The sequence below is a fragment of the Acidobacteriota bacterium genome (genome assembly GCA_016716435.1).
Lineage (GTDB): Bacteria > Acidobacteriota > Blastocatellia > Pyrinomonadales > Pyrinomonadaceae > OLB17.
Genome location: JADJWI010000008.1, coordinates 491,012 through 511,715 on the forward strand (window position 1 = coordinate 491,012; position 20,704 = coordinate 511,715).

The window sequence follows — 20,704 nt, forward strand, 5'->3', positions numbered from 1 at the left end:
ATAATTTTCGAAAGGAGAAATTATTTTCGTGCAGCAAGAATCCGCCTGTCCCGAGCCGAGTAGATCTCCGTTTTCCGCAACGCTCGACATTCCCTTCGCCGATATACCCGGACAATCAAAACTCTTCATCGATTACCAAGCCGACCCGGCCTCGTTGAAGAGGTTCTATCCCGGAGTCGTCGGCTCACACAAAGAGGTCATCGAGCGAATACCGGACGTGCTTTCGCGCTACTCGGCGGACCGCGGCGAGCTCTGCGATGCACTCGAAGAAATGAACCGCAAGTTCGGTGCGTCCGAGCGGACGCTCCAGAACATTGCGATGCTTCGTGAGAGCGACTCGGTCGCAGTCGTTTCCGGGCAGCAAGCCGGGCTTCTGACCGGCCCGCTTTACACCATCTATAAGGCCCTCTCTGCCGTGAAGACCGCTGATGACCTTCGCCGGCAGGGCGTAAAGGCGGTTCCTGTCTTTTGGGCTGCGACCGAGGACCATGATTTCGACGAGGTCTCGCGGACGTTCGTGCTCGACCGAGAGAACCGGCTGACCGAAGTGAAGAACGAGCCGAAGCGATGCCACGACGACCTGCCGGTCGGTTATGTGAAGCTCGACGACAGTATTCGGCGAACTCTTGCCGGGCTTTTTGACGCGCTCCCGATGACGGAGCATACCGACGAGCTTCGCGGCCTGCTCGATGATATCTGGATACCGCAGACCTACTACGGCGATGCTTTTGCAAGGCTTCTCAATGCCTTTATCGGCAAGTATGGCCTGATCATTCTCTGCCCTCTCGATTCGCGGCTAAAGACGCTTGCTTCACCGATCTATGTAAATGCGATCCGGCATTCGGACGAGATCGTTCGGGCACTTCAGGCGAGGAGCGAGGAGCTGACGGCTGAAGGATACGCGGCCCAGGTGTTTGTAGGCGACGATTATTTTCCGCTTTTCTGGCAGGCACGCGACGGCACCCGCAATGCGCTCAAGAAGAGCGAGAACGGGACCTTTCACACGAAAGACGGTGCACGCGAATTTACGCTCGATGAACTTGCCGAAACGGCCGAACGCGACCCTTCGCGATTTAGCCCGAGCGTCGTTTTGCGTTCGGTAGTTCAGGACCATCTGCTTCCAACGGTCTGCTATTTCGGCGGTGCCGCTGAGATCGCCTATTTTGCACAGAGCAGCGAGGTCTATCGGATACTCGATCGGCCGCCGACGCCGATACTCCACCGGCAGAGCTTCAGCCTCATCGACCGCCGATTCGGACGGACGATGGAAAAATTCGGGATCGGCTTCGAGCATCTCTTTTCCGGTCTGAACGCGTTGATCCCTGAACTTGTTGACCGGCACTTGAACACCGGAACCTCGGCACTGATCGCTGATGTTGAAGAGAGGATCAACATCGAGCTAAATCGGCTTGATCAAAAGTTTGTCGAGATCGACCCGACGCTCTCCGAAAATCTTGCGACCCGGCGGCGAAAGATGATCTATCACATCTCGGCGCTCAGGGATAAGTTTCGGGCGGCCCAATTCAATAAGGATCAGGAGATCCGGCGGCGGGTCGAATCGCTTTTTTCTTCGACGATGCCGCACGGCCATCTTCAGGAACGGAGCCTTAACGTTTTGCATTTTGTGAACCGTTACGGGCCTGAGTTCATTGACTGGCTCTACGACGGCATCGACCTCGACAACAAAGATCACCGCGTACTTTATCTTTAGCCCGGATGAACAAGATCCGCATACTGCCCGATAACCTTGCCAACCAGATCGCCGCCGGCGAGGTGGTGGAGCGGCCGGCGTCCGTCATTAAGGAGCTGCTTGAAAACGCGCTTGATGCGGGATCCGGCCGGATCACGATCGATGTCGAGCTCGGCGGTCGGCGGCTGATGCGGATCGCCGACGATGGGCATGGAATGGGCCGAGACGACGCCGTGCTCGCATTTGAAAGGCACGCGACGTCGAAGATCCGCGACCTAGATGACCTCGGTCGCATCGGGACGCTCGGCTTTCGCGGCGAGGCACTTGCATCTATCGCGTCGGTCGCCCGGATCGAGCTTGTGACCAAGGTCGAAGAGGATTCAGCGGCGACACGGGTTGAGATCGAAGGCGGCAGGTTGACCGATGTCAGCGACGCTCCGCGGGCGACCGGGACGACCGTTTCGGTCCGCGACCTTTTCTTCAATACGCCGGCAAGGCGAAAGTTTATGCGGTCCGAGGCGACCGAGAACTACCATCTGACTTCCATCATTCAGCATTACGCCCTCGCCTATCCGCACATTGCATTCGCACTGAACAACAACGGGCGGTCTGTCATCAATGTTTCGCCGGCAAAGGACCTTCGCGAGCGGGCGTTTCAGCTATTTGGCGGCGGCCTGCTTGAGAGCCTTTTGCCGGTAAGCGGCGGCCGAGAGTTTGTTGCGACTCTATCGGGATTTGTCTCCGCTCCGCGAGAGCGCAGAACGAATCGCGACTCGCAGTTTTATTTCGTCAATCGGAGGTTTGTCCGCGATAAGGCGATCGCCGAGGGGATTCGAGAGGGCTATCGGTCGGTTCTGCCGCACGGCTATTATCCGGTCGCGTTTCTTTTCCTTGATATTCCGGTCGAAGAGGTCGACGTAAATGTTCACCCGGCCAAAACGGAGGTTCGCTTTCGCCGCCGTGATGCTGTGAAGGACGTCATTGCCGAAGCCGTTCGCGAGTCGCTCGCGAAGGCGGGAATTGATTCCGCCGGGGTTGGAGATCGCGAGAGCACGCAAGCGTGGGAAGCGAGGTACGACGATGCGGTAGCTGCTCCGTCTTTTGTCGAGACAACGGGCGAAGAAGAAAGGGAACCGAGTGTTGCAGCGATCACCGAGCAGCTCCCGGCGAGGTCGGAACAAACGGCCGGCGACATCGCAGAATCGCCGGGTTTGTTTTCTCCCAATGATGTTAGTTCGTTTGACTCGATGGACTTTGAGCTTGAGGCCGAAGCTCGAGCGATGGAAATGCCAGGGGCGTCGGTTGTTTCTGTCGACGAGAGTATCGCTCAGAGCGAAGCGAGTGTTTACCCAGTTCTGCCGCCTGTCGATTCGGCGGCGAAGATAGCGAAGACGGCCGAGGTTGCCGAGATACCGTCGCGTTCGATCCGCCCGGTCGGCCAGCTCCATGAGAGCTTTATCATAGCGGTGGATGAAGAGGGGCTTTTGCTGATAGATCAACACGTCGCCCATGAGCGGATCCTCTTTGACCGCTTTCGACGGGCCGAGTACGGCAAGCCGCTCGAGTCGCAGAACCTGCTTATTCCGGAGACGCTTGATCTGACGCCGGCGGAGGCTGAGGTTTTCGAGTCCGTCGCTGAGACCCTTTCGGCTCTTGGTTTTGACGTAATGCGGCTTTCCGGCCGAACGATCGCGATCAAGGCCGTGCCCGCCGATCTTCCGCCGGCCGAGGGAAGAATGCTGCTCAAGGAACTCCTCGCCAGCTTTGAGGGACGCGGGCGTTCCGGGGCCGAAAGTTCTATCCGCGACGACATCGCTGCGAGCCTCGCCTGCAAGGCCGCGATCAAGATAAACATGCCGCTTACTCAAGAAAAGATGGCCTGGCTGATCGATCGTCTGCTTGTCACTTCCTCGCCTACGACCTGCCCGCACGGGCGTCCCGTGATCCTTCGACTGACGATGAGAGACATCGAACGCGGCTTTCACAGAACTTAACTCCGAAAGCAAGAAATTGCATCGGAAGTTAAGTTTGCTAGCATATATTTGCCAGTTTCGCTTCTATTTATTTCCAAAAGGTTAATTTTCGGTTTGCAAATTTGCATAATTCGAGTATATTGTTGGGTTTGTTGAGTCTCCCGACAAAGTCACATAGCCGTTCGTTATCGAGCTAAGCATAGAGCATTCCGGCGTAGCTAGAAGAAGCGATGAAGCGAATAAATCTACAAAGAGCGAGTTCCCAGATAGCGCGGCCGACGACTATCCGCGACATCAATAAACGCATTGTCTTGAATTACGTTCGCGACCGGGCTCCGATCTCGCGGGCCGAGATCGCGAGAGAGACAAAGCTTCATCGCTCGACCGTTTCCGTTATCGTCGATGAGCTGCTCGAGACCGGCCTGATCGTCGGTATCGGCGTCGGCGTTTCGACCGGCGGACGCAAACCGGAACTTTTTGAGCTTAAGAAGGGCGACCCGACGGCGATCGCCATCGACGTTACGCCGCGGACGACGACCTTTGCAGTTGCAGACCTCGCAGGAACACTGCTCGCAAAGGAAACATTTTCAACTTCGCCCGACGTTGACTTCATGACCGACCAGATCATCCGGCGGACCAAGACGATGATCGAGGAAACGGGAGCCCAAGGGGTCGAGATCGGGATGAGCGTTCCGGGCCTGGTCGATCAGGAGAACGGCAAGATCTTTCACATTCCGTATTTTGATTGGCGAGATTGGGACATCTGCACGCGGCTTGCCGACGCGACCGGATCAACGGTTACGGTTGAGAACGACGCAAACGCGACCGCTCTAGCTGAACTTTGGTTCGGCGACGAACGTATTAAGAAATCTGACACTTTCGTTATGGTCCTGGTCGGTGAGGGAATCGGCACCGGCATAATTTTTGACGGCCAGGTCTATCGCGGCGAGAAAGGTGCGGGCGGCGAGTTTGGCCACATGATCGCGGGCGATAACGCTCCGGTGGAGTGTTCTTGCGGCAGCCGCGAGTGCTGGGAGGCCTATGCTTCTGAAAAAGCATTTATCGCTAGGTACAAAGATCGATTGAGAAACGGTGACCTGAAACAAAACGAGATGAATGTCGCCGATCTGGTCCAACTCGCCGTCGATGGTGAAAAGCACGCGGTCGAGGCATTGAAAGAAACGGCCCATTACCTCGGCAACGGGATCTCGAATCTGATCGTGGGCCTCAGCCCGCAGGTCGTCGTTGTCAGCGGAAAGATAACTAAGGCGTGGGATGTGTTTGCTGATCAATTGTACAGGGTTTCGGAAAGGAGCGTCCTCGCCGGACTTCCGCCGACGGAACTGATTCCGTCTTCGCTCGGCGATGCGCCGACGTTGCTCGGGGCGATCGGGCTGGTTTTGGCAAGGAAATTTGGTTCGGTCAACTAGGCCGAACAACGATTCTTGACAAGGTTATCGTATCTGTATTACATCTTTGTTGGTAACTCCGACAAACTATTGGTTTTTCGCTCACACGTCTCCCGAACGGTTAGCGGCCGGAAACGGTTTCAAAAACACGGATTTCTGGAAATTTCGTAGCAAAGGAGAGAGAGAAATATGCGTCAAGCTTGGTTTTTTAAAAGATCGGTGGTCGCGATGGCCTTAGTTGCTGTTGTGTCCGTCTTTGGTGTATTTAACGCAAATGGCCAGTCCCAGGCTATTAATGGTCAGATCGAGGGCGTTGTGACGGACCCGAACGGTGCATCTGTTCCGAGTGCGACCGTTACGGCCCGCAACCTCGGGACCGGTGCGGAAAGAACGGTTACGACCGAGTCGAACGGCAGCTATCGCCTTCCGCTTTTGCCCTTGGGTGTCTATCGGGTAACGATCGAAGGCTCGGGTTTTCGGCGGCTTGTCCGCGAGGGCATTACGCTGACGACCGGCTCGACGGCAACGGTCAATGCACAGCTCGAGGCCGGCGGCCTTGAGGAGACCGTGACGATCACATCTGACGCCCCGATCGCCGATCCGGGCAAGATCGACGTTGGACGCGTAATGAACAATCGCGAGGTCCAGGGCCTGCCGCTCATTTCCAGAAATCCTTACAACTATGCGTTGTTGCAAGCGAACGTAACGGGCCGTACGAATAACGAGTTTGGCGTTCCGCGTATCAACGCAAATGGCTACGCCCGGCGGACCAATTATCAGCTTGACGGTAACAACAATACGCAAGCCGACCGTGCCGGCATCCGTCTAATGCCTATCTCTGACACATTTGTCAGCGAAGTTCAGTTGGTTACGAACGGTTTCTCTGCTGAATTTGGCAACACGCCCGGCCTTATCATGAACGCGGTTACGCCGTCGGGTACCAACAGTATTCACGGGTCGGCGACCTATCGTTTTAGGCGGACCTCGATGTCGTCGCGATCATTTGGCCTTTCGCCTTCCGATACAAAGCCGGAAACAAAGGTCGACAATTTCACGGGAGCCGTTGGCGGCCCGATAATAAAAGATCGTTGGCACTTTTACGGCGGCTACGAGTGGGTCGAGCGCGACCTCGCCAGCCAAAGAACTTTGACGATTTCGGAAGCTAACAAGGCGGCCTTGATAGCGGTTGGATTTCCGGCAGATATCTTTCCAAGCGCTATCCCAGCGTCGCAGAAGGTGAATTTCTTTATCTTTCGCACGGACGCACAGTTGAACGATTCAAACCGGCTATCGGTCAGGTACAATTATTTCAAGAACCTCTCGCCGAACAACATTGGCGGCGATCTCAACACTCTTCAGCGAAGCATTGATTTTAACGATAAGTCATACTCACTCGGGACGCAGCTTGCGTCGATCGTGAACAGTGAAATTATCAATGAGTTTCGCTTCCAGTATGCAAAACGCGATTCCCGTAACGTAGCTAACGCGTTTTCGGCTACGGGGATCAGTATCGCTATTTCAGGGGTCGCCAACCTTGGTGCACCTGAGAATGATGACACTATCGCCCCGCTTCAGGTGACCACGCAGGTTCAGAACAACCTCACATGGACCCGCGGCGATCATGTAATGAAGTTCGGCGGTGGATTCAACCGGATCGAAGACGAGCGACGGTCAAATCAATTCGCACGCTACACGTTTGCGAACTTGCCGAACTTCTTGTCGGCACAAACCGGCATTTTGCAGACCGGTGCAAATTGTCCGAACGGCGTGCTCCGATGCTATACGACGTTTATTGAGGCATTTGGTGAGCCGGGAATCACGTACGAATCTACGTTCTATAACTTCTTTGCTCAGGACGATTGGAAGATAACGCCCAGACTCAAACTCAATTACGGGCTTCGCTACGACCTCTACAATATTCCTGAAGCGAACGCCAGTTCACCGTTCTCCGCCTCGCAGAAATTCAAGGTTGATAAGAACAATTTTGCACCGAGGTTGGGAGTCGTATACGCTCTCCGCGAGGGCAACCGTCCTACCGTAATTAGGGCGAGTGCCGGAATTTACTACGACACGGTCTATCTGGATTTTTACCAGCGAGCACTCCTTAACAACGGGTCGCCGTCGTTTTTCAACTTCTCATTCGCTCCGACTGCCGCTGGAGCACCTGACTATCCGAACACGCTAGGTTCACTGCCTCCGGGGGCTGCGCTTCCGGTCCAGAGTATTGAAACGCTTGCTCCGGACTTTGAGAACATGTACGCGATACATATGAACGCGCAGGTCGAACAGGGCCTGACCGACGATATTTCGGTGACGGCGGGATTCATCCGTTCGGTTGGACGGCATATACCGGTGTACCGAAACATTAACCGCATAAACCCGGTTGGTACGCTTGCGGACGGAAGGCCGATCTTCAGCAATACGGTCAGCGCTGCGACACGCCTTGATCCGCGGTTCAACAACATCCTGATGGCAGAGTCGGTCGGAAATTCGTCCTACAATGCGTTGACCTTGCAGTTGAACAAGCGGTTCTCGAAAGGATATCAGTTCAGCGTGAACTATACGCTATCGAAGTCGGAGGATGATGCTCCGGAGCAGAACCTTGTTGCGGCAACATCCACGGTCCGCCAGGACCCGACCGATGCACGCCGTGATTTTGGGCCGTCGTTGGCAGACCAGCGGCATACATTCGTGATGAGCTTCGTGGGCCGGCCGCAGTTCAACTTTGAGAACAAGGCACTCCGCTATATTGTCAACAATAACCAGTTCGGCATTATCGCGACGGCAAATAGCGGTGAACGCTATGACGTGGTAGCAACTACCGATATCAACCGTGATGGATTCACCGGCTCGGACAATCCGGTCGGAGTCAGCCGCAACGCGTTTACGACGCCCGCCCAGTATAATGTGGACTTTAAGTATTCGCGGTATATCAACTTTACTGAACGGTTCAAGATGGAGATCTTTGCCGAGATCTCCAACCTGTTCAACGTGAACAGCATCTTTCAGCTAAACAACCGAACAGTAGCGACGGATGCTACGGGAGTTCCGACCGCGGCTCTTCCGACCATTGACAATCGCCCGACATCGTCCTTGGACTCAAGGCAAGGGCAGATCGGCTTCAAGTTCATCTTCTAGTTTGGCTTTCGCTTTCCGGAATGCATCCAACGCGGGTGCATTCCGGGAACATCAGACAAAACTACCGATGAAAGAGCAGGAGAAAGCAGCACCAGTCGCACCGCCCCGGGAAGAACTACCGGACGATTGGTGGTACAAGGTTTACGTCGCTGTTATGGTGACGACCGTTTTTGTGATCGTGCTTCTTTGGCTTTTCAGTAGGTATTTCGCCGCCTGAGACTTTGAAGATCAATAATGAGGTTTCTTGACTGGCTGGTGGTCGTCGCGTATTTGGCTTACGTCATTTGGGACGGCATCCGGCTCTCTAAAAACACAGGCGATGTCGAGGGGTTCTTCCTCGCCAACCGGAGCCTGCCGTGGTGGGCGGTCGGGCTTTCTGTAATGGCGACGCAGATGTCCGCCATTACGCTCGTCGGCACAACGGGACAGGCTTATTCGGACGGCATGCGATTCCTGCAGTTCTACTACGGGATGCCGCTGGCGATGATCATCCTCTGTGTGACCGTCGTCCCGTTCTTTTACCGGGCAAGAGTCTTTACAGCTTACGAGTATCTTGAGAAACGGTTTGACTCCAAGACCCGTTCACTAACAAGTTTTTGCTTTCTTCTATCCCGCGGGCTTTCGGTCGGGGTCATCATCGCCGCACCTTCGGTGGTGCTTTCGATAGTCTTGGGTTGGAGCGAAGTGGCTACGATCTTTTTGATCGGAATGTCCACCACGTTCTATACGATGCTCGGCGGCGTTCAGGCCGTCACATGGACGGACGTCAAGCAGATGGTTCTCATCTTCTTTGGCCTTTTCGTCTGTATATTTGTCATCGTTGGACAGTTTCCGGGCTCGGTCTCGGTCACGGACGGGCTCCACATCGCCGGTGCTCTGGGCAAACTTGAGACCGTCGATTTCAGCTTTGACCTAACCGAAAAATACACATTCTGGTCGGGCACCATTGCCGCACTTTTCCTTTTTCTTTCATATTTCGGCTGCGACCAGAGCCAGGTTCAGCGATTCCTAACGGCAAAATCGGTCGGCGAGGGCAGAACATCGCTGCTAATGAGCGCGTTCTTGAAGATCCCGATGCAGTTCATGATCCTGCTGATCGGCATCTTCGTCTTTGTCTTCTATCAGTTCGTCGCTCCGCCGATGATCTTTAACGCGGTCGAGAGCCGGAAGATCGAGCAGACGGCACAGTTTGCCCCGCTGCAAGAGCGGTACAATTCGGTTCACGCGGCACGCTCCGAGGCAGCTCTTGCCTACGCGGAAAATAAGGACGACGCGACGAAGCAGCGTTATCAGGAAGCACACAAAGAATTTGCCAACGTCCGAAACGAAGCTGCCGAGCTGGTCAAGTCGACGACCGGGAACAGCAAATTCAACGACGTGAATTACGTTTTTCCGTCGTTTGTCGTCACCTATATGCCGATGGGCATCCTCGGGCTGATCATCGCCGCGATCTTTGCTGCCGCGATGTCTTCGATCTCATCTGAGCTGAACGCGCTCGCGACCGCATCTACTATCGATTTCTACCGCCGTCACTTCAATCCGAATGCTACGACCAAGCACTTCGTTCGCTTTGGCCGGTTTGCGACATTCGTTTGGGGCGTTTTTGCCTGCATTGTCGCCACATACGCGACAAATCTCGGTTCACTCATCGAGGTCGTAAACAAATTCGGCTCGTTCTTTTACGGATCGTTGCTTGGCGTTTTCGTTCTGGCGATCGGCGTCAGGCGGGCGAGGGCACGCGGCGCTTTCTTTGGGTTGATCTTGGGCGTTGCATCGGTTTGGATCGCGAGCCTTTACACCAATATCGAGTTTCTTTGGTTCAATGTCGTCGGCTGCGTCGTTACGGTCGTTATGGGCTACCTCATCAGCCTGACCGTACCGAACGAGCCCACGGCCAGTGCAGAAGACGCTGTCCCCACGGCGTAAAGTCAACGGAGAAATAATGAAAAGAGCATTTCGTTCGGTCGCATTTGTACTAACTGCGGCGCTGGTCCTGACCGCCATTCCGCTCGGGCTGCCGCAAACCGCTTCGGCCCAGGTTCGGCCGATCTACGACATGGGCGCCTCGGGGCTCGGCCAGATACTTCGCCGTCTGCAAAACGCAAAGAGCGCGATGCACACCGGCGCTCATCCGGACGACGAAGACTCGGGCCTGATGGCCTATCTCGCAAGGCGTGAAGCTGCTCGTGGGACCTATCTTTCGCTCAACCGCGGCGAAGGCGGACAGAATGTCATCGGGGAGGAACTGTTCGAGGGCCTTGGCGTGATCCGTACGGAAGAATTGCTTCAGGCCCGCAGGCTCGACGGCGGCGACCAGCACTTTACGCGGGTGATGGACTATGGCTTTTCGAAGACCATCGAAGAGGCTCGACGCAATTGGAATGAGCAGCAGGTCCTTGCGGACATGGTACGGGCGATCCGCATCTATAAGCCGCTTGTCGTGATCTCGCGGTTTTCGGGAACGCCGGCCGACGGCCATGGCCATCACCAACTTGCCGGGCATCTAACGCCGCTGGCCTTTCGTGCCGCTGGCGACCCGAGGCAGTTTCCCGAGCACATGCGCGAGGGCATTGAGCCCTGGCAGCCGCTGAAACTTTATCAGGGTCAGGGTTTCAGGCCGGATGCCGCAAATCCGCCAACGCTTGTGCTCAACACCGGGCTCTACGATTCGCTGATCGGCCGCAGTTACTTCGAGATCGCGATGGAGGGCCGGAGCCAGCACAAGTCGCAGGAGATGGGCGTGCTCGAGCTTCGCGGACGGCAAAGCTCGGGGATGACACTTCTCGAATCAAAGGCTGCAAAGGTCGAGAACGAGACGAGTGTTTTTGACGGCATCGATACCTCAATTACGGGCATAGCCGCACTTACGAACAATAGCGAGGCTACCTTCAAGCAAAAACTCGCCGAGCTTCAGGCGACCGCTGCCGAAGCTCTCCGCGAGTACGACGCTATGGCCCCGGAAAAGATCGTCCCGATCCTCGCACGCGGCTACAAGCAGGCATACGATGCCGAATGGTCAACGCGACAGCCGGATTCGAAGTTTTTTGTGCGTCATAAGAAAGAAGAGTTTGCCGAGGCACTGCGGATGGCCGCGGGTGTCGTTGTGGATGCACTTGCCGATACCGAGATGCTCAATCCCGGAGCTTCAACGAACGTTGGCGTTCGTGTTTTTGCTAATGACGGCAGTCCGGTGAAGGTTGTGAAAACATCGGTCGCCGTGCCTGCGGGCTGGGCTGCGGCGAGCATTGCTGAGCCCGAGCAGCCGCCCGCGACCGGATTCAGGCCGCGAAATGAAAATGCGATGGGCTCATCGTTCTTCAAGCTGACGGCCGCGGCCGATGCTCGACCGACCCAGCCATACTGGCTTGAAAAGCCTCGGGACAAGTTCACGTTCGATTGGTCAACGGCGGGCATCTGGCAGAATATGCCGTTTGCCGAGCCACTCGCTACCGCCGAGGCCGTGCTTGAGATCGGCGGGCAGGAGATAACCGTCCGCCGCGAGGTTGAGTACCGCTTTGCAGACGATATTCGCGGCGAGCTCCGGCGTCCCTTGACGATCGTACCGGCCGCGACCATCGGGCTTGATTCAGATCTGCTGATCGTTTCCAAAAGACCGCAAGCGACCAAGCATCGGATCGTGACTACGGTAACGAACAACACGCCCGGGGAGCTTTCGGGCAACGCATCTCTTGACCTTCCGGCCGGTTGGGCAAAGGCGCCGAGTTCGATCCCGTTCACGCTTCCGAGGTTTGGCGATAAGACGGCGTTCACATTCGAAGTGACCGTGCCGGCAAATACGGCGGTTGGTTCCTACAAGGTCGGAGCTATCGCCGAAGTGGGCGGCAAGCGTTTTAATGAGTCGATGCAGACCATTGCCTATCCGCACATGCAGACGCACCGGATGTTCAGGGCTGCGAACGTGACCGCACATGTGCTCGACCTCGAGATCGCTCAGGTCAAGATCGGTTACATAATGGGCAGCGGCGACAAAGTGCCGGAGGCGATCCGCCGGCTCGGGCTTGACGTGGCCATGCTCGGCGAAAAGGACCTTTCGACCGGCGACCTTTCTGCCTACGACGTAATCATGGTCGGCGTTCGAGCTTCGCAGGTCCGTCCGGACCTCGTCGCAAATAACGGCCGGCTTCTCGAATTTGCCAGGAACGGCGGCACTCTGGTTGTTCAATACCAGCAGCAGGAGTACATCCAGAATAATATGCAGCCGTTCCCGGCAAGTATGACCGGCGTCACGCGCGGAAACCAGCGGATAGGCAACGTCCGCACTACGGACGAGAACGCCAAGGTCAATGTGCTCGTGCCGGGGCATCCGCTCTTTAACTTCCCAAACAAGATCGGCGAGAGCGACTGGGCAAATTGGATTCAGGAGCGAAACCTTTACTCCTTCTCGACATGGGACGCGGCTTACACGCCGCTGCTTGAATCGACGGATGAAGGCGATGACCCGAACAAGGGCGCAATGCTTTACGCTCCGCTCGGCAAGGGCCATTATCTTTACACTTCGTATTCGTGGTTCCGGCAGTTGCCGGCCGGCACCCCGGGTGCTTACCGAATTTTCGCAAACATCTTGAGCCTGCCGAAGGCGCCGAAATAGAGCTTGTTAAATGGAAGAAAAATTTCCGGCCCGCGGGTACAAAGACAATGTACTCGCGGACTGTTTTGAAGACGCAAAACGCTACTTTCTTGATGCCTATCATCAGGTAGATCTAGCCCATGCCGTAATGCTCGGCGAGCAAGAGATCATATCGGCGGAGGAGCTAAGGACTATCCTCAAGGCACTTCGCCGGCTTGATTTTGATGCGATCAAGGCACGCGAATATGATGGCACATTTGAGGACGTCTTTTACCTAATTCAGCAGGAGATCGCGAAGCAATGCGATGCCGAGACGGCAGGTAAGCTGCACACGGCACGTAGCCGTAACGACATTGACGTCACCATTTACAGGCTGCAGCTTCGTGAGCTTTGCCTTACGCTGATCACTTCTGCCGTCGAGCTGCGGCGTGTTTTCCACCAGCTCGCGGCCGAGCATCACGAGACCGTAATGCCGGCCTATACGCACACGCAACCGGCTCAGCCGACGACCCTTGCACATTTCATTTTAGCGATGTCGGAGAACCTCGGGCGAGACATTCGCAGACTCCGGGCGGCATTTGAAAATATGAACCGCTCGCCGCTCGGCTCGGGTGCGATAACGACGAGCGGTTTCCCGATCGACCGTCATCGCGTGGCGGAGCTTCTCGGGTTTTCAGAGCCGACCGTTAACAGCTACGGCTCGATCGCGTCGGTCGATTATTTTACCGAAACGCTCGGCGCGGTCGCTGCCATGCTCGTCAACATCGGCAAGTTTGCGCAGGAATTCATGCAGATGGCGATGGTCGAGTTCAATGCGATCCGGTTGCCGGATGGCTATGTGCAGGGCTCATCGATAATGCCGCAGAAACGAAACCCCGTCGCGCTCGAACATATTCGGGCGATCGGCAGCAAGGCTCTCGGGCAAACGCTCGGCGTTTTTACGGCGGTCCACAACACGCCGTTTGGTGACATCAACGACGTCGAGGACGACCTGCAGCCGCTGATATACAGCGCGATGCGCGACGCGAACCGAGCTGTCTCGCTTTTTGGACACACACTTGGATCAGCGAAGTTTGATACGGAAAATCTCCGCCGACGCGCGGGCGAGAACTTCATCGCGGTCACCGAGCTTGCGGATACGATCGTCCGGCGGGAAAATTTGCCCTTCAGTATTGCGCATAGCATCGTCGGCAAAAGCGTTCGGCTTGCTATCGATGCGGGCAGTAATGTGACGCACGAGATAATTCAGGAAGCGGCGATGGAAGTTTTGGGACACGAACTCGAGCTTTCGCCCGAAGCGCTTGCGGCGGCTGTCAGCCCGGAGAACTTTGTGGCGGTCCGGACGATCTATGGCGGGCCGGCACCGTCGGAGACCCAGCGTGCCCTTCGGGCCGAGCGGGATACGGCCGACAAAGACTCGGAGTGGCTCGCATTGACCCGAGCTCACCTGGACAATGCAAATATGGTCCTTCAGCGGACCGTTGACGAAAGGATCTCGTAACGAGGACGCAGGCTCGTTCGTGAGATCGATTTAAGCTATTCGATCGTGGCGAGAACATCGCCGGCGGAGACCGTCGCACCTTCAACGGCGTTGAGGGTCTTCACGACGCCCGCGATCGGCGACTTGAGTTCATTCTGCATCTTCATCGCCTCGACCACGACGATCCCATCGCCTTTCTCAACCTCATCGCCCTCGGCGGCAAGAACCCGGACGACCTTGCCCGGCATTGCGGTCTTTATCTCGGCAAATCCATCAGCCTGAGCGTCGCTCCTGCCCGAGCCGCGTAGCCGCTTCGGATCAGCGATGGTTACGCTGTGTTCGCGGCCCTTGAGCGAGATCGTGAAGGTAGAGCGAGCGGCCGGATCACGGATCGCAGACGCCTCGAAGATGCGGCCTTCGTCCTTGAAAAGAAATACACCCGGTTCAGGCTCGGAGACCTCAAGGTCGTATTCGCGCCCATCGATGACCGCAGAGACGCGGTCGCCTTGGCGGCGAAATTCGATCGGCATCGTGCCTGACTCCGTTTCTGCGGTTAGCTTCATAAAAGGGAAGGCGGCCGCGAGACCGCCTTTTTCAAACGTAAGTTGAACGACCGTTAGGCAGACGTGCCTTCGCCCTTCACCTTATTCGGCTGCGGCGTGATACGAAGGTAGGGTTTCAGTTCCTTCCAGCCTGCCGGGAATTTCGTCTTTGCATCTTCATTCGAGACTGCCGGAACGATGATGCAGTCGTCGCCGTCCTTCCAATTGACGGGCGTCGCGACGCTGTAGCCGGCCGTAAGTTGGAACGAATCGATGACGCGAAGCAGCTCATCAAAGTTTCGGCCGGTGCTCGCCGGGTAGGTCAGCGTCAGCTTCACCTTTTTATCCGGGCCGACGACGAAGACGGAGCGGACTGTGAAGGTGTCGCTCGCGTTCGGGTGGATCATGTCGTAGAGATCAGAAACTTTCCTGTCGCTATCGGCGATCATCGGGAAGTTGACGGCAGTTCCCTGCGTTTCCTCAATGTCCTTTTCCCAATCGATGTGCGAATCAAGCGGATCGACGCTGAGGCCGATGACCTTGACGTTGCGCTTATCGAACTCGGGTTTCAACTTTGCCGCCATGCCGAGTTCGGTCGTGCAGACGGGCGTGTAATCTTTTGGGTGCGAGAAGAGAACGCCCCAGCTATCGCCGAGCCATTCGTGAAAATTGATCTCGCCCTGTGTTGTTTGAGCCGTAAAATTTGGTGCTTCGTCTCCGAGACGTATGCTCATATCGGGTACCTCCACTGGAATTTTCGAGCAGTATATCACACTGCCGAAGTGCGTTGCTCGTTGGGTTATTCGGTCGCGGCGGCTTCGGCATTCTCATCGCCGCCGTCGGGCTTTAGCCGGAGAAGCTGAATGCGTTTGCCGTCGCTGCGGAGAACCTCTACATGCAGGCCGCGAACGACGAGCTGCTCGCCTTTTTTTGGCACGTAGCCCGCTTCTGTTACGACAAGCCCGGCGATAGTGTTGTATTCCTCATCTTCGAGGTCTAGGCCGAGCAGCCGCTCGATCTTGTCGATCTCGGTCGAGCCAACGACGTCCCAGTAGCCGTCCTCGCCCTCGATGATCTCAATGATCTCCTCTTCCTCAATGTCTTCATCCTCGATCTCACCAACTATCTCCTCGATGAGGTCCTCGACCGTTACGACGCCCGCCACGCCGCCGTATTCATCAATGACAACGGCGATCTGGACGTGATTTTGCTGCATCGCCTTGAGAAGGTCTGAAGCCGGTTTCGTTTCCGGCACGAAGAACGCCGGCCGGAGCATGTCCTTGATGGGGAGCATTTCGTTCCCATTTGCCCAGGCCTGGAGAAGGTCGCGGACGTAAAGCACACCCTCAATGTTCTCGATGCTTCCGCTGTAAACAAGAATGCGGGAATACTTGTGCTCGATTATCAGGTCGCGGGCATCGCGGACGGTGGCCTCGATCGAGATAGCGACGATCTCGGTTCGCGGCGTCATAACGTCGCCGGCGACCGTGTCGCTGAAGCCGACCATCGATTCAATAAGCTCGCGGTCGCGTTCCTCGATTATGCCCTCGGCTTCGCCGACCTCGATAAGTGCCTGAAGGTCGTCTGCGGCGTCGTCTTCCGCCTCTTCGATGCTTTCGGGCGTCGAGGTTGCATCCAAGCGGACGGCCTCGTTTCCGGTGCCGAGAAATCGCGAGAACGGTGCGATCGTCCAGCTCCATGCCGTATAAAGCGGCCGGACCGCCGGGAGCAAAGCCATTAACCGCTTTTCAGGATCGGAACGGACGATCATTTTCGGGATCAGTTGCCGAAAAAGGATCGTCGCAGTAAGTGCGATGGCGAGCGAATAGAGAGCAACCTCCTGCGGCGTCGAAAGCCATTCGATCGCAGAGACTGTCACGAGTACAGCGAAGGTGATAAGCAGAATATGGATCGTCAGCGAAAGGGCAAAGCGAAACCCGGAGCGGTCGATGAGTATCTGCCTTAGAAAAACGGCACGCGCAGGCGAATCGGAATCTTCAACATCGCTCGCAAGCCGACGGAGTGAAATGTCCGAAAGTTGGGAAAATGCCATGTCCACCGTCGCCAGAAACGCCAGCAAAATAAGGATCAAGGCACTAAGTGCTATCTCTGCTTCCATATAATGGATATTGGGAATAGTAAGCTCTAGCTTGGTAAGAAATCAAACGCCATCCGTGCGATGCTCGGTATTCTTCCATTTGTGGCCGCTCTTCGCAAGCAGATCATCGGCTTCCTTTGGCCCCCAACTGCCTGAGCCATAGTTGGGAAAGTTGCGAGGTGGGACGGCGGCCCAAACGTCCAGGATCGGCGAAACGATCGCCCAACTCGCCTCGACCATATCGGCCCGCTGAAAGAGCGTTGCGTCACCGATCATGCAATCGAAAAGCAGCCGCTCATACCCGGTCGAGATCTGCTCGCCGAAGTGGTCCACGTAGTTGAAGTCCATATCAACGGCTCCCATCTTTACGATCGGACCGGGGATCTTTGCACCGAAGTGGAGCGTGATGCCTTCGTCGGGCTGAATGTGTATCTCGATGCGATTGGTCGTCAACCGCTCGACGGGCGTATCGCGAAAAAGCATGAATGGTGCCTTTTTGAACTGCACGACGATGCTCGAGTGCCGTGTCGCCAGCCGTTTGCCGGTGCGGATATAGAAAGGCACGTCGGCCCAACGCCAGTTATCGATCGAGAGCTTTAAGGCTGCAAACGTTTCGGTTGCCGACTCGGGCGAGACGCTTTCCTCGCTCCGATAGGCCGGCACACGCTTTCCGTCGATCTCGCCTTCACCGTATTGCCCGCGGACGGCACAGCTCAGCGCTTCCTCGGGCGTGAAGCACTTGATCGCCTGCAGGATCTTTGCCTGCTCGTCGCGGACGGAATCGGCGTCGAAGGAGACGGGCGGCTCCATTCCGGTCAGCGTCACAAGCTGAAATATGTGGTTCGGGATCATATCCCGCAGGGCTCCGGCTTTTTCATAGTAGCCGCCGCGGCCCTCGACGCCGAGCTTTTCCGCAACGGTTATCTGGATGTTATCGACGTAATTGCGGTTCCAGATCGGCTCGAAAATGCTGTTGCCGAAGCGAAAAACGAGCAGGTTCTGCACCGTTTCTTTTCCGAGATAATGGTCGATGCGATATATCTGCCGTTCATCGAGCATCTTCAGAAGTTCGGCGTTCAGGGCCTTTGCTGACTCCAGATCATGGCCGAAGGGCTTCTCAAAGATGAACCGCCGCCAGTTGCCGTTCGTCTCTTTTCCAAGACCATTATCGACGATCTTGCGGGCAACGCTGGCAAAAAGGCCGGGTGGGATGGCCATGTAATAGAAGAAATTTTCCGGGATCTTGTGCTCCGAGCAAACCTTCGCCGCGAGGTCCTTTATGTCGCTGAAAAGCTGTTTGTCGTCATCGAAATCGCCGCCGGTGTAGTAGGTTCGGGCTTCGAACCATTTGAGCAGCTCGTCATCAGCACCGTTCGGGGCGAACTCCCGGAGGTCTTCGAGTATTTGCCCGCGGAAGTCTTCGCTCGTCAGTTCCTGTCGTCCGATGCCGATGATGGCAAAGCTATCCGGGATGTGGCCATCTTTTGCGAGGTTGTAGATCGCAGGGAATAACTTGCGTTTCGTCAGGTCGCCGGTCGAGCCGAAGATCATCATCACGCACGGCTCGGCTTGTCGTTTATCTGGCTGCATCATCGTTATTTAACCACACTTGCGGCAGAGTTAGTCCTGGCACTGCCGGTGCGAACAAGATTTTACAACGTAACGTAACAGATGTGACCGAATCGCAATTCTCCTGTAATATTTGAGCAATCTATGCACACGCCCGAGCTTTTCAAGGACTTTCTGGTCATCATTCTCGCCTCGCTTCCGGTGGCATATCTTTGTCTAAGGTTAAAATTGCCGTTGCTTGTCGGGTTGATGCTTACGGGTATCGCGATCGGCCCATATGGGCTTGGGTTCATTAGCGATCTGGAGGGTATTGAGATCCTTGCCGAGATCGGCGTGATGCTCCTGCTCTTTTCTATCGGCCTCGAATTCTCGATAAGAAAGCTCCGTGAGATGAAGACGCTTGTGCTGGTCGGCGGCGGGCTTCAGGTCGGGATAACTGTTGTAGTTACTGCGTTTATAGCGTCGTCCTTTGGGCGGGAGGTGACGCAGGCGATCTTTTTTGGCTTTCTGATCGCGCTTTCGAGCACGGCGATCGTGCTAAAGAGTTATGTTGACCGACAGGAGGTCGATTCTCCGCATGGGCGTGCCGCCATCGGTATTTTGCTCTTTCAGGACATCTGCGTGGTCCTGATGCTGCTGCTCATTCCGATCCTCGGCGGCAAGGACGTCGTCTCGCTTACGGCGATACTCTTGAAACTCGGCACCTCACTCGGCTCGCTGATAGTTATCGTGCTGCTGGCGTGGCTGCTAATACCGCCGTTTTTGAAACAGGTCGTCCGAATGCGGAGCACCGAGGTCTTCCTGCTTACGATCGTTCTGCTTTGTCTCGGGCTTTCCTGGATCACGTTTCAATTCGGGCTTTCGCTCGCGCTCGGCGCGTTCATCGCCGGCGTCGTGCTCGCCGATACTGACTTCAGCCAGCAAGCGACAACGGAAATACTACCTTTTCGCGATGTCTTCAACAGCCTGTTTTTCGTTTCGATGGGAATGCTGCTCTCGCTGGGTGCGTTTGTTGAGAACATCGGAAGCGTGGCGTTGCTTGTAGCGGGACTCGTGGTCGGCAAGGCTTTGATCATCTGGGGCATCGTGAAACTGCTCGGCAATCCGCAGCGGGTCGCCGTTACCGCCGCGGTCGGATTGGCTCAGGTCGGGGAGTTCTCATTCGTTTTGGCAAAATCGGGGCGAGCGCAGGGCCTGATGCCAGATACTGATTACCAGATCTTTCTCGCCGCTTCGATCATTACGATGATCGCCACGCCATTTATGATCTCTTACGCGCCGCAGATCGGGAGTTTTGTTCAGGGCATCTTAAAGGACGGCCGCGTTGGCGGGATCGAGAACGCCGAGGATGACGAGGCCCACGTTACTTCAAGCGGCGGCCTTAAGGACCACGTCATCATTATCGGCTATGGGCTAAATGGCCGAAACCTCGCACGCGTGCTGCGTTCGGTTGGCGTGCATTACACGGTGCTCGAACTTAATGCGGAGGCGGTAAAAGCCGCCAAAGAGCTTGGCGAAAAGATAAATTTTGGCGATGCGACGCGTGCCGAGGTTCTTAAGCATGCGGAGATCGAACATGCCTCAGCGATGGTACTCGCGATGTCTGACCCGCATGCAGCTCGGCGTTCGGTCAAGCTGGCGCGGCGGCTTAATGAGAGTATCTATATAATCGTGCGGACGCGCTACGTTTCGGAGATCTCGGAGCTTTACGGGCTCGGTGCCAACGAGGTCATACCGGAAGAATTCGAAACAAGCATTGAGATCTTTTCGCGGGTGCTGCACCGCTACGGCTTTGCAAGGAATGTGATCGAGAATCAGATCGAGCGGATCCGGCGGCAGGGGTATGAGATGCTGAGAAGCAAGAATATGCCTCCCGAGCGGTCAGATGCAGTGAGCGTGGCGCTCGATGCCGCATCGACGGAGAGCATTCGTGTGGACGAGCGATCGCCGACACTTGGGAAAACGCTTGGGGAGCTCGACCTTCGCGGCAAGACCGGAGCAACGATCATCGCCGTTCAGCACGACGGCGAGACGAAGATAAGCCCCGGAGCCGATTACGAACTCTGCCGAAATGATGCGGTCGTACTCCTCGGCACACGTGAAGATCTCGACAAGGCGGTGCAGCTTATTAATCCGCAGGAGAACCCGGCCGAGCAGACGATCGGTGGATTTAACGCTTGAAAATCTTTTCTTGATATGTTTTCGACTTGAGCTTAC

13 protein-coding genes are annotated in these 20,704 nt (G+C 56.0%); 9 read left to right on the forward strand and 4 right to left on the reverse strand.

Translation table 11 applies throughout. The features are described 5' to 3' along the window. Positions 1-28 precede the first annotated feature (28 nt). The 8 genes from bshC (at position 29) to argH (ending at position 14,299) form a co-directional block, all read left to right on the forward strand. Positions 29-1,711 carry a bacillithiol biosynthesis cysteine-adding enzyme BshC gene (bshC, locus tag IPM21_14220; GenBank protein MBK9165034.1) on the forward strand — a complete coding sequence of 561 codons (1,683 nt, stop codon included), beginning with the start codon at positions 29-31 and terminating at the stop codon, positions 1,709-1,711. A gap of 5 nt (positions 1,712-1,716) precedes the next feature. Then, on the forward strand, positions 1,717-3,684 hold the full coding sequence (mutL, locus tag IPM21_14225) for a DNA mismatch repair endonuclease MutL (protein MBK9165035.1): 1,968 nt from the start codon (positions 1,717-1,719) through the stop codon (positions 3,682-3,684). A gap of 209 nt (positions 3,685-3,893) precedes the next feature. Beyond that, the gene (locus tag IPM21_14230) at positions 3,894-5,093 is read left to right on the forward strand and encodes an ROK family transcriptional regulator (protein ID MBK9165036.1); all 1,200 of its coding nucleotides are present in this window, start codon (positions 3,894-3,896) and stop codon (positions 5,091-5,093) included. A 168-nt stretch (positions 5,094-5,261) separates the two neighbouring features. After that, positions 5,262-8,210 (forward strand): TonB-dependent receptor, encoded by a 2,949-nt coding sequence (locus IPM21_14235; GenBank protein MBK9165037.1) that lies wholly within the window; start codon positions 5,262-5,264, stop codon positions 8,208-8,210. Between the two features lie 67 nt (positions 8,211-8,277). Further along, positions 8,278-8,427 (forward strand): hypothetical protein, encoded by a 150-nt coding sequence (locus IPM21_14240; protein ID MBK9165038.1) that lies wholly within the window; start codon positions 8,278-8,280, stop codon positions 8,425-8,427. 17 nt (positions 8,428-8,444) lie between these two features. Next, positions 8,445-10,136: a sodium/solute symporter gene (locus IPM21_14245; GenBank protein ID MBK9165039.1), complete on the forward strand. Its 1,692-nt coding sequence runs from the start codon at positions 8,445-8,447 to the stop codon at positions 10,134-10,136. 16 nt (positions 10,137-10,152) lie between these two features. Continuing rightward, positions 10,153-12,819, forward strand: a complete 2,667-nt coding sequence (locus IPM21_14250; GenBank protein MBK9165040.1) for a PIG-L family deacetylase — start codon at positions 10,153-10,155, stop codon at positions 12,817-12,819. Positions 12,820-12,829: 10 nt separating this feature from the next. After that, positions 12,830-14,299 (forward strand): argininosuccinate lyase, encoded by a 1,470-nt coding sequence (gene argH / locus IPM21_14255; GenBank protein ID MBK9165041.1) that lies wholly within the window; start codon positions 12,830-12,832, stop codon positions 14,297-14,299. 35 nt (positions 14,300-14,334) lie between these two features. On the opposite strand, the gene IPM21_14260 is transcribed toward argH, so the two are convergent. The 4 genes from IPM21_14260 to zwf form a co-directional block, all read right to left on the reverse strand. Next, a complete protein-coding gene (locus IPM21_14260; GenBank protein MBK9165042.1) occupies positions 14,335-14,841 on the reverse strand; it encodes a biotin/lipoyl-binding protein in 507 nt (168 codons plus the stop codon). Between the two features lie 53 nt (positions 14,842-14,894). Further along, the gene (locus IPM21_14265; protein ID MBK9165043.1) at positions 14,895-15,554 is read right to left on the reverse strand and encodes a peroxiredoxin; all 660 of its coding nucleotides are present in this window, start codon (positions 15,552-15,554) and stop codon (positions 14,895-14,897) included. Positions 15,555-15,619: 65 nt separating this feature from the next. Further along, the gene (locus IPM21_14270) at positions 15,620-16,939 is read right to left on the reverse strand and encodes an HlyC/CorC family transporter (protein MBK9165044.1); all 1,320 of its coding nucleotides are present in this window, start codon (positions 16,937-16,939) and stop codon (positions 15,620-15,622) included. Between the two features lie 42 nt (positions 16,940-16,981). Further along, positions 16,982-18,508, reverse strand: a complete 1,527-nt coding sequence (gene zwf, locus IPM21_14275) for a glucose-6-phosphate dehydrogenase (protein ID MBK9165045.1) — start codon at positions 18,506-18,508, stop codon at positions 16,982-16,984. 123 nt (positions 18,509-18,631) lie between these two features. Here zwf and IPM21_14280 point away from each other — a divergent pair, with 123 nt between their 5' ends. After that, positions 18,632-20,668, forward strand: a complete 2,037-nt coding sequence (locus IPM21_14280) for a cation:proton antiporter (protein ID MBK9165046.1) — start codon at positions 18,632-18,634, stop codon at positions 20,666-20,668. The last annotated feature ends 36 nt before the right edge of the window (positions 20,669-20,704 follow it).

Excerpts from the sequence above, each read along its gene's own strand:
- IPM21_14260 (MBK9165042.1), bottom strand. The coding sequence starts at position 14,841 with ATGAAGCTAACCGCAGAAACGGAGTCAGGCACGATGCCGATCGAATTT.
- mutL (MBK9165035.1), top strand. The coding sequence starts at position 1,717 with ATGAACAAGATCCGCATACTGCCCGATAACCTTGCCAACCAGATCGCC.
- zwf (MBK9165045.1), bottom strand. The coding sequence starts at position 18,508 with ATGCAGCCAGATAAACGACAAGCCGAGCCGTGCGTGATGATGATCTTC.
- IPM21_14245 (MBK9165039.1), top strand. The coding sequence starts at position 8,445 with ATGAGGTTTCTTGACTGGCTGGTGGTCGTCGCGTATTTGGCTTACGTC.
- IPM21_14270 (MBK9165044.1), bottom strand. The coding sequence starts at position 16,939 with ATGGAAGCAGAGATAGCACTTAGTGCCTTGATCCTTATTTTGCTGGCG.
- IPM21_14235 (MBK9165037.1), top strand. The coding sequence starts at position 5,262 with ATGCGTCAAGCTTGGTTTTTTAAAAGATCGGTGGTCGCGATGGCCTTA.
- IPM21_14280 (MBK9165046.1), top strand. The coding sequence starts at position 18,632 with ATGCACACGCCCGAGCTTTTCAAGGACTTTCTGGTCATCATTCTCGCC.
- IPM21_14240 (MBK9165038.1), top strand. The coding sequence starts at position 8,278 with ATGAAAGAGCAGGAGAAAGCAGCACCAGTCGCACCGCCCCGGGAAGAA.
- IPM21_14250 (MBK9165040.1), top strand. The coding sequence starts at position 10,153 with ATGAAAAGAGCATTTCGTTCGGTCGCATTTGTACTAACTGCGGCGCTG.
- IPM21_14230 (MBK9165036.1), top strand. The coding sequence starts at position 3,894 with ATGAAGCGAATAAATCTACAAAGAGCGAGTTCCCAGATAGCGCGGCCG.
- IPM21_14265 (MBK9165043.1), bottom strand. The coding sequence starts at position 15,554 with ATGAGCATACGTCTCGGAGACGAAGCACCAAATTTTACGGCTCAAACA.
- argH (MBK9165041.1), top strand. The coding sequence starts at position 12,830 with ATGGAAGAAAAATTTCCGGCCCGCGGGTACAAAGACAATGTACTCGCG.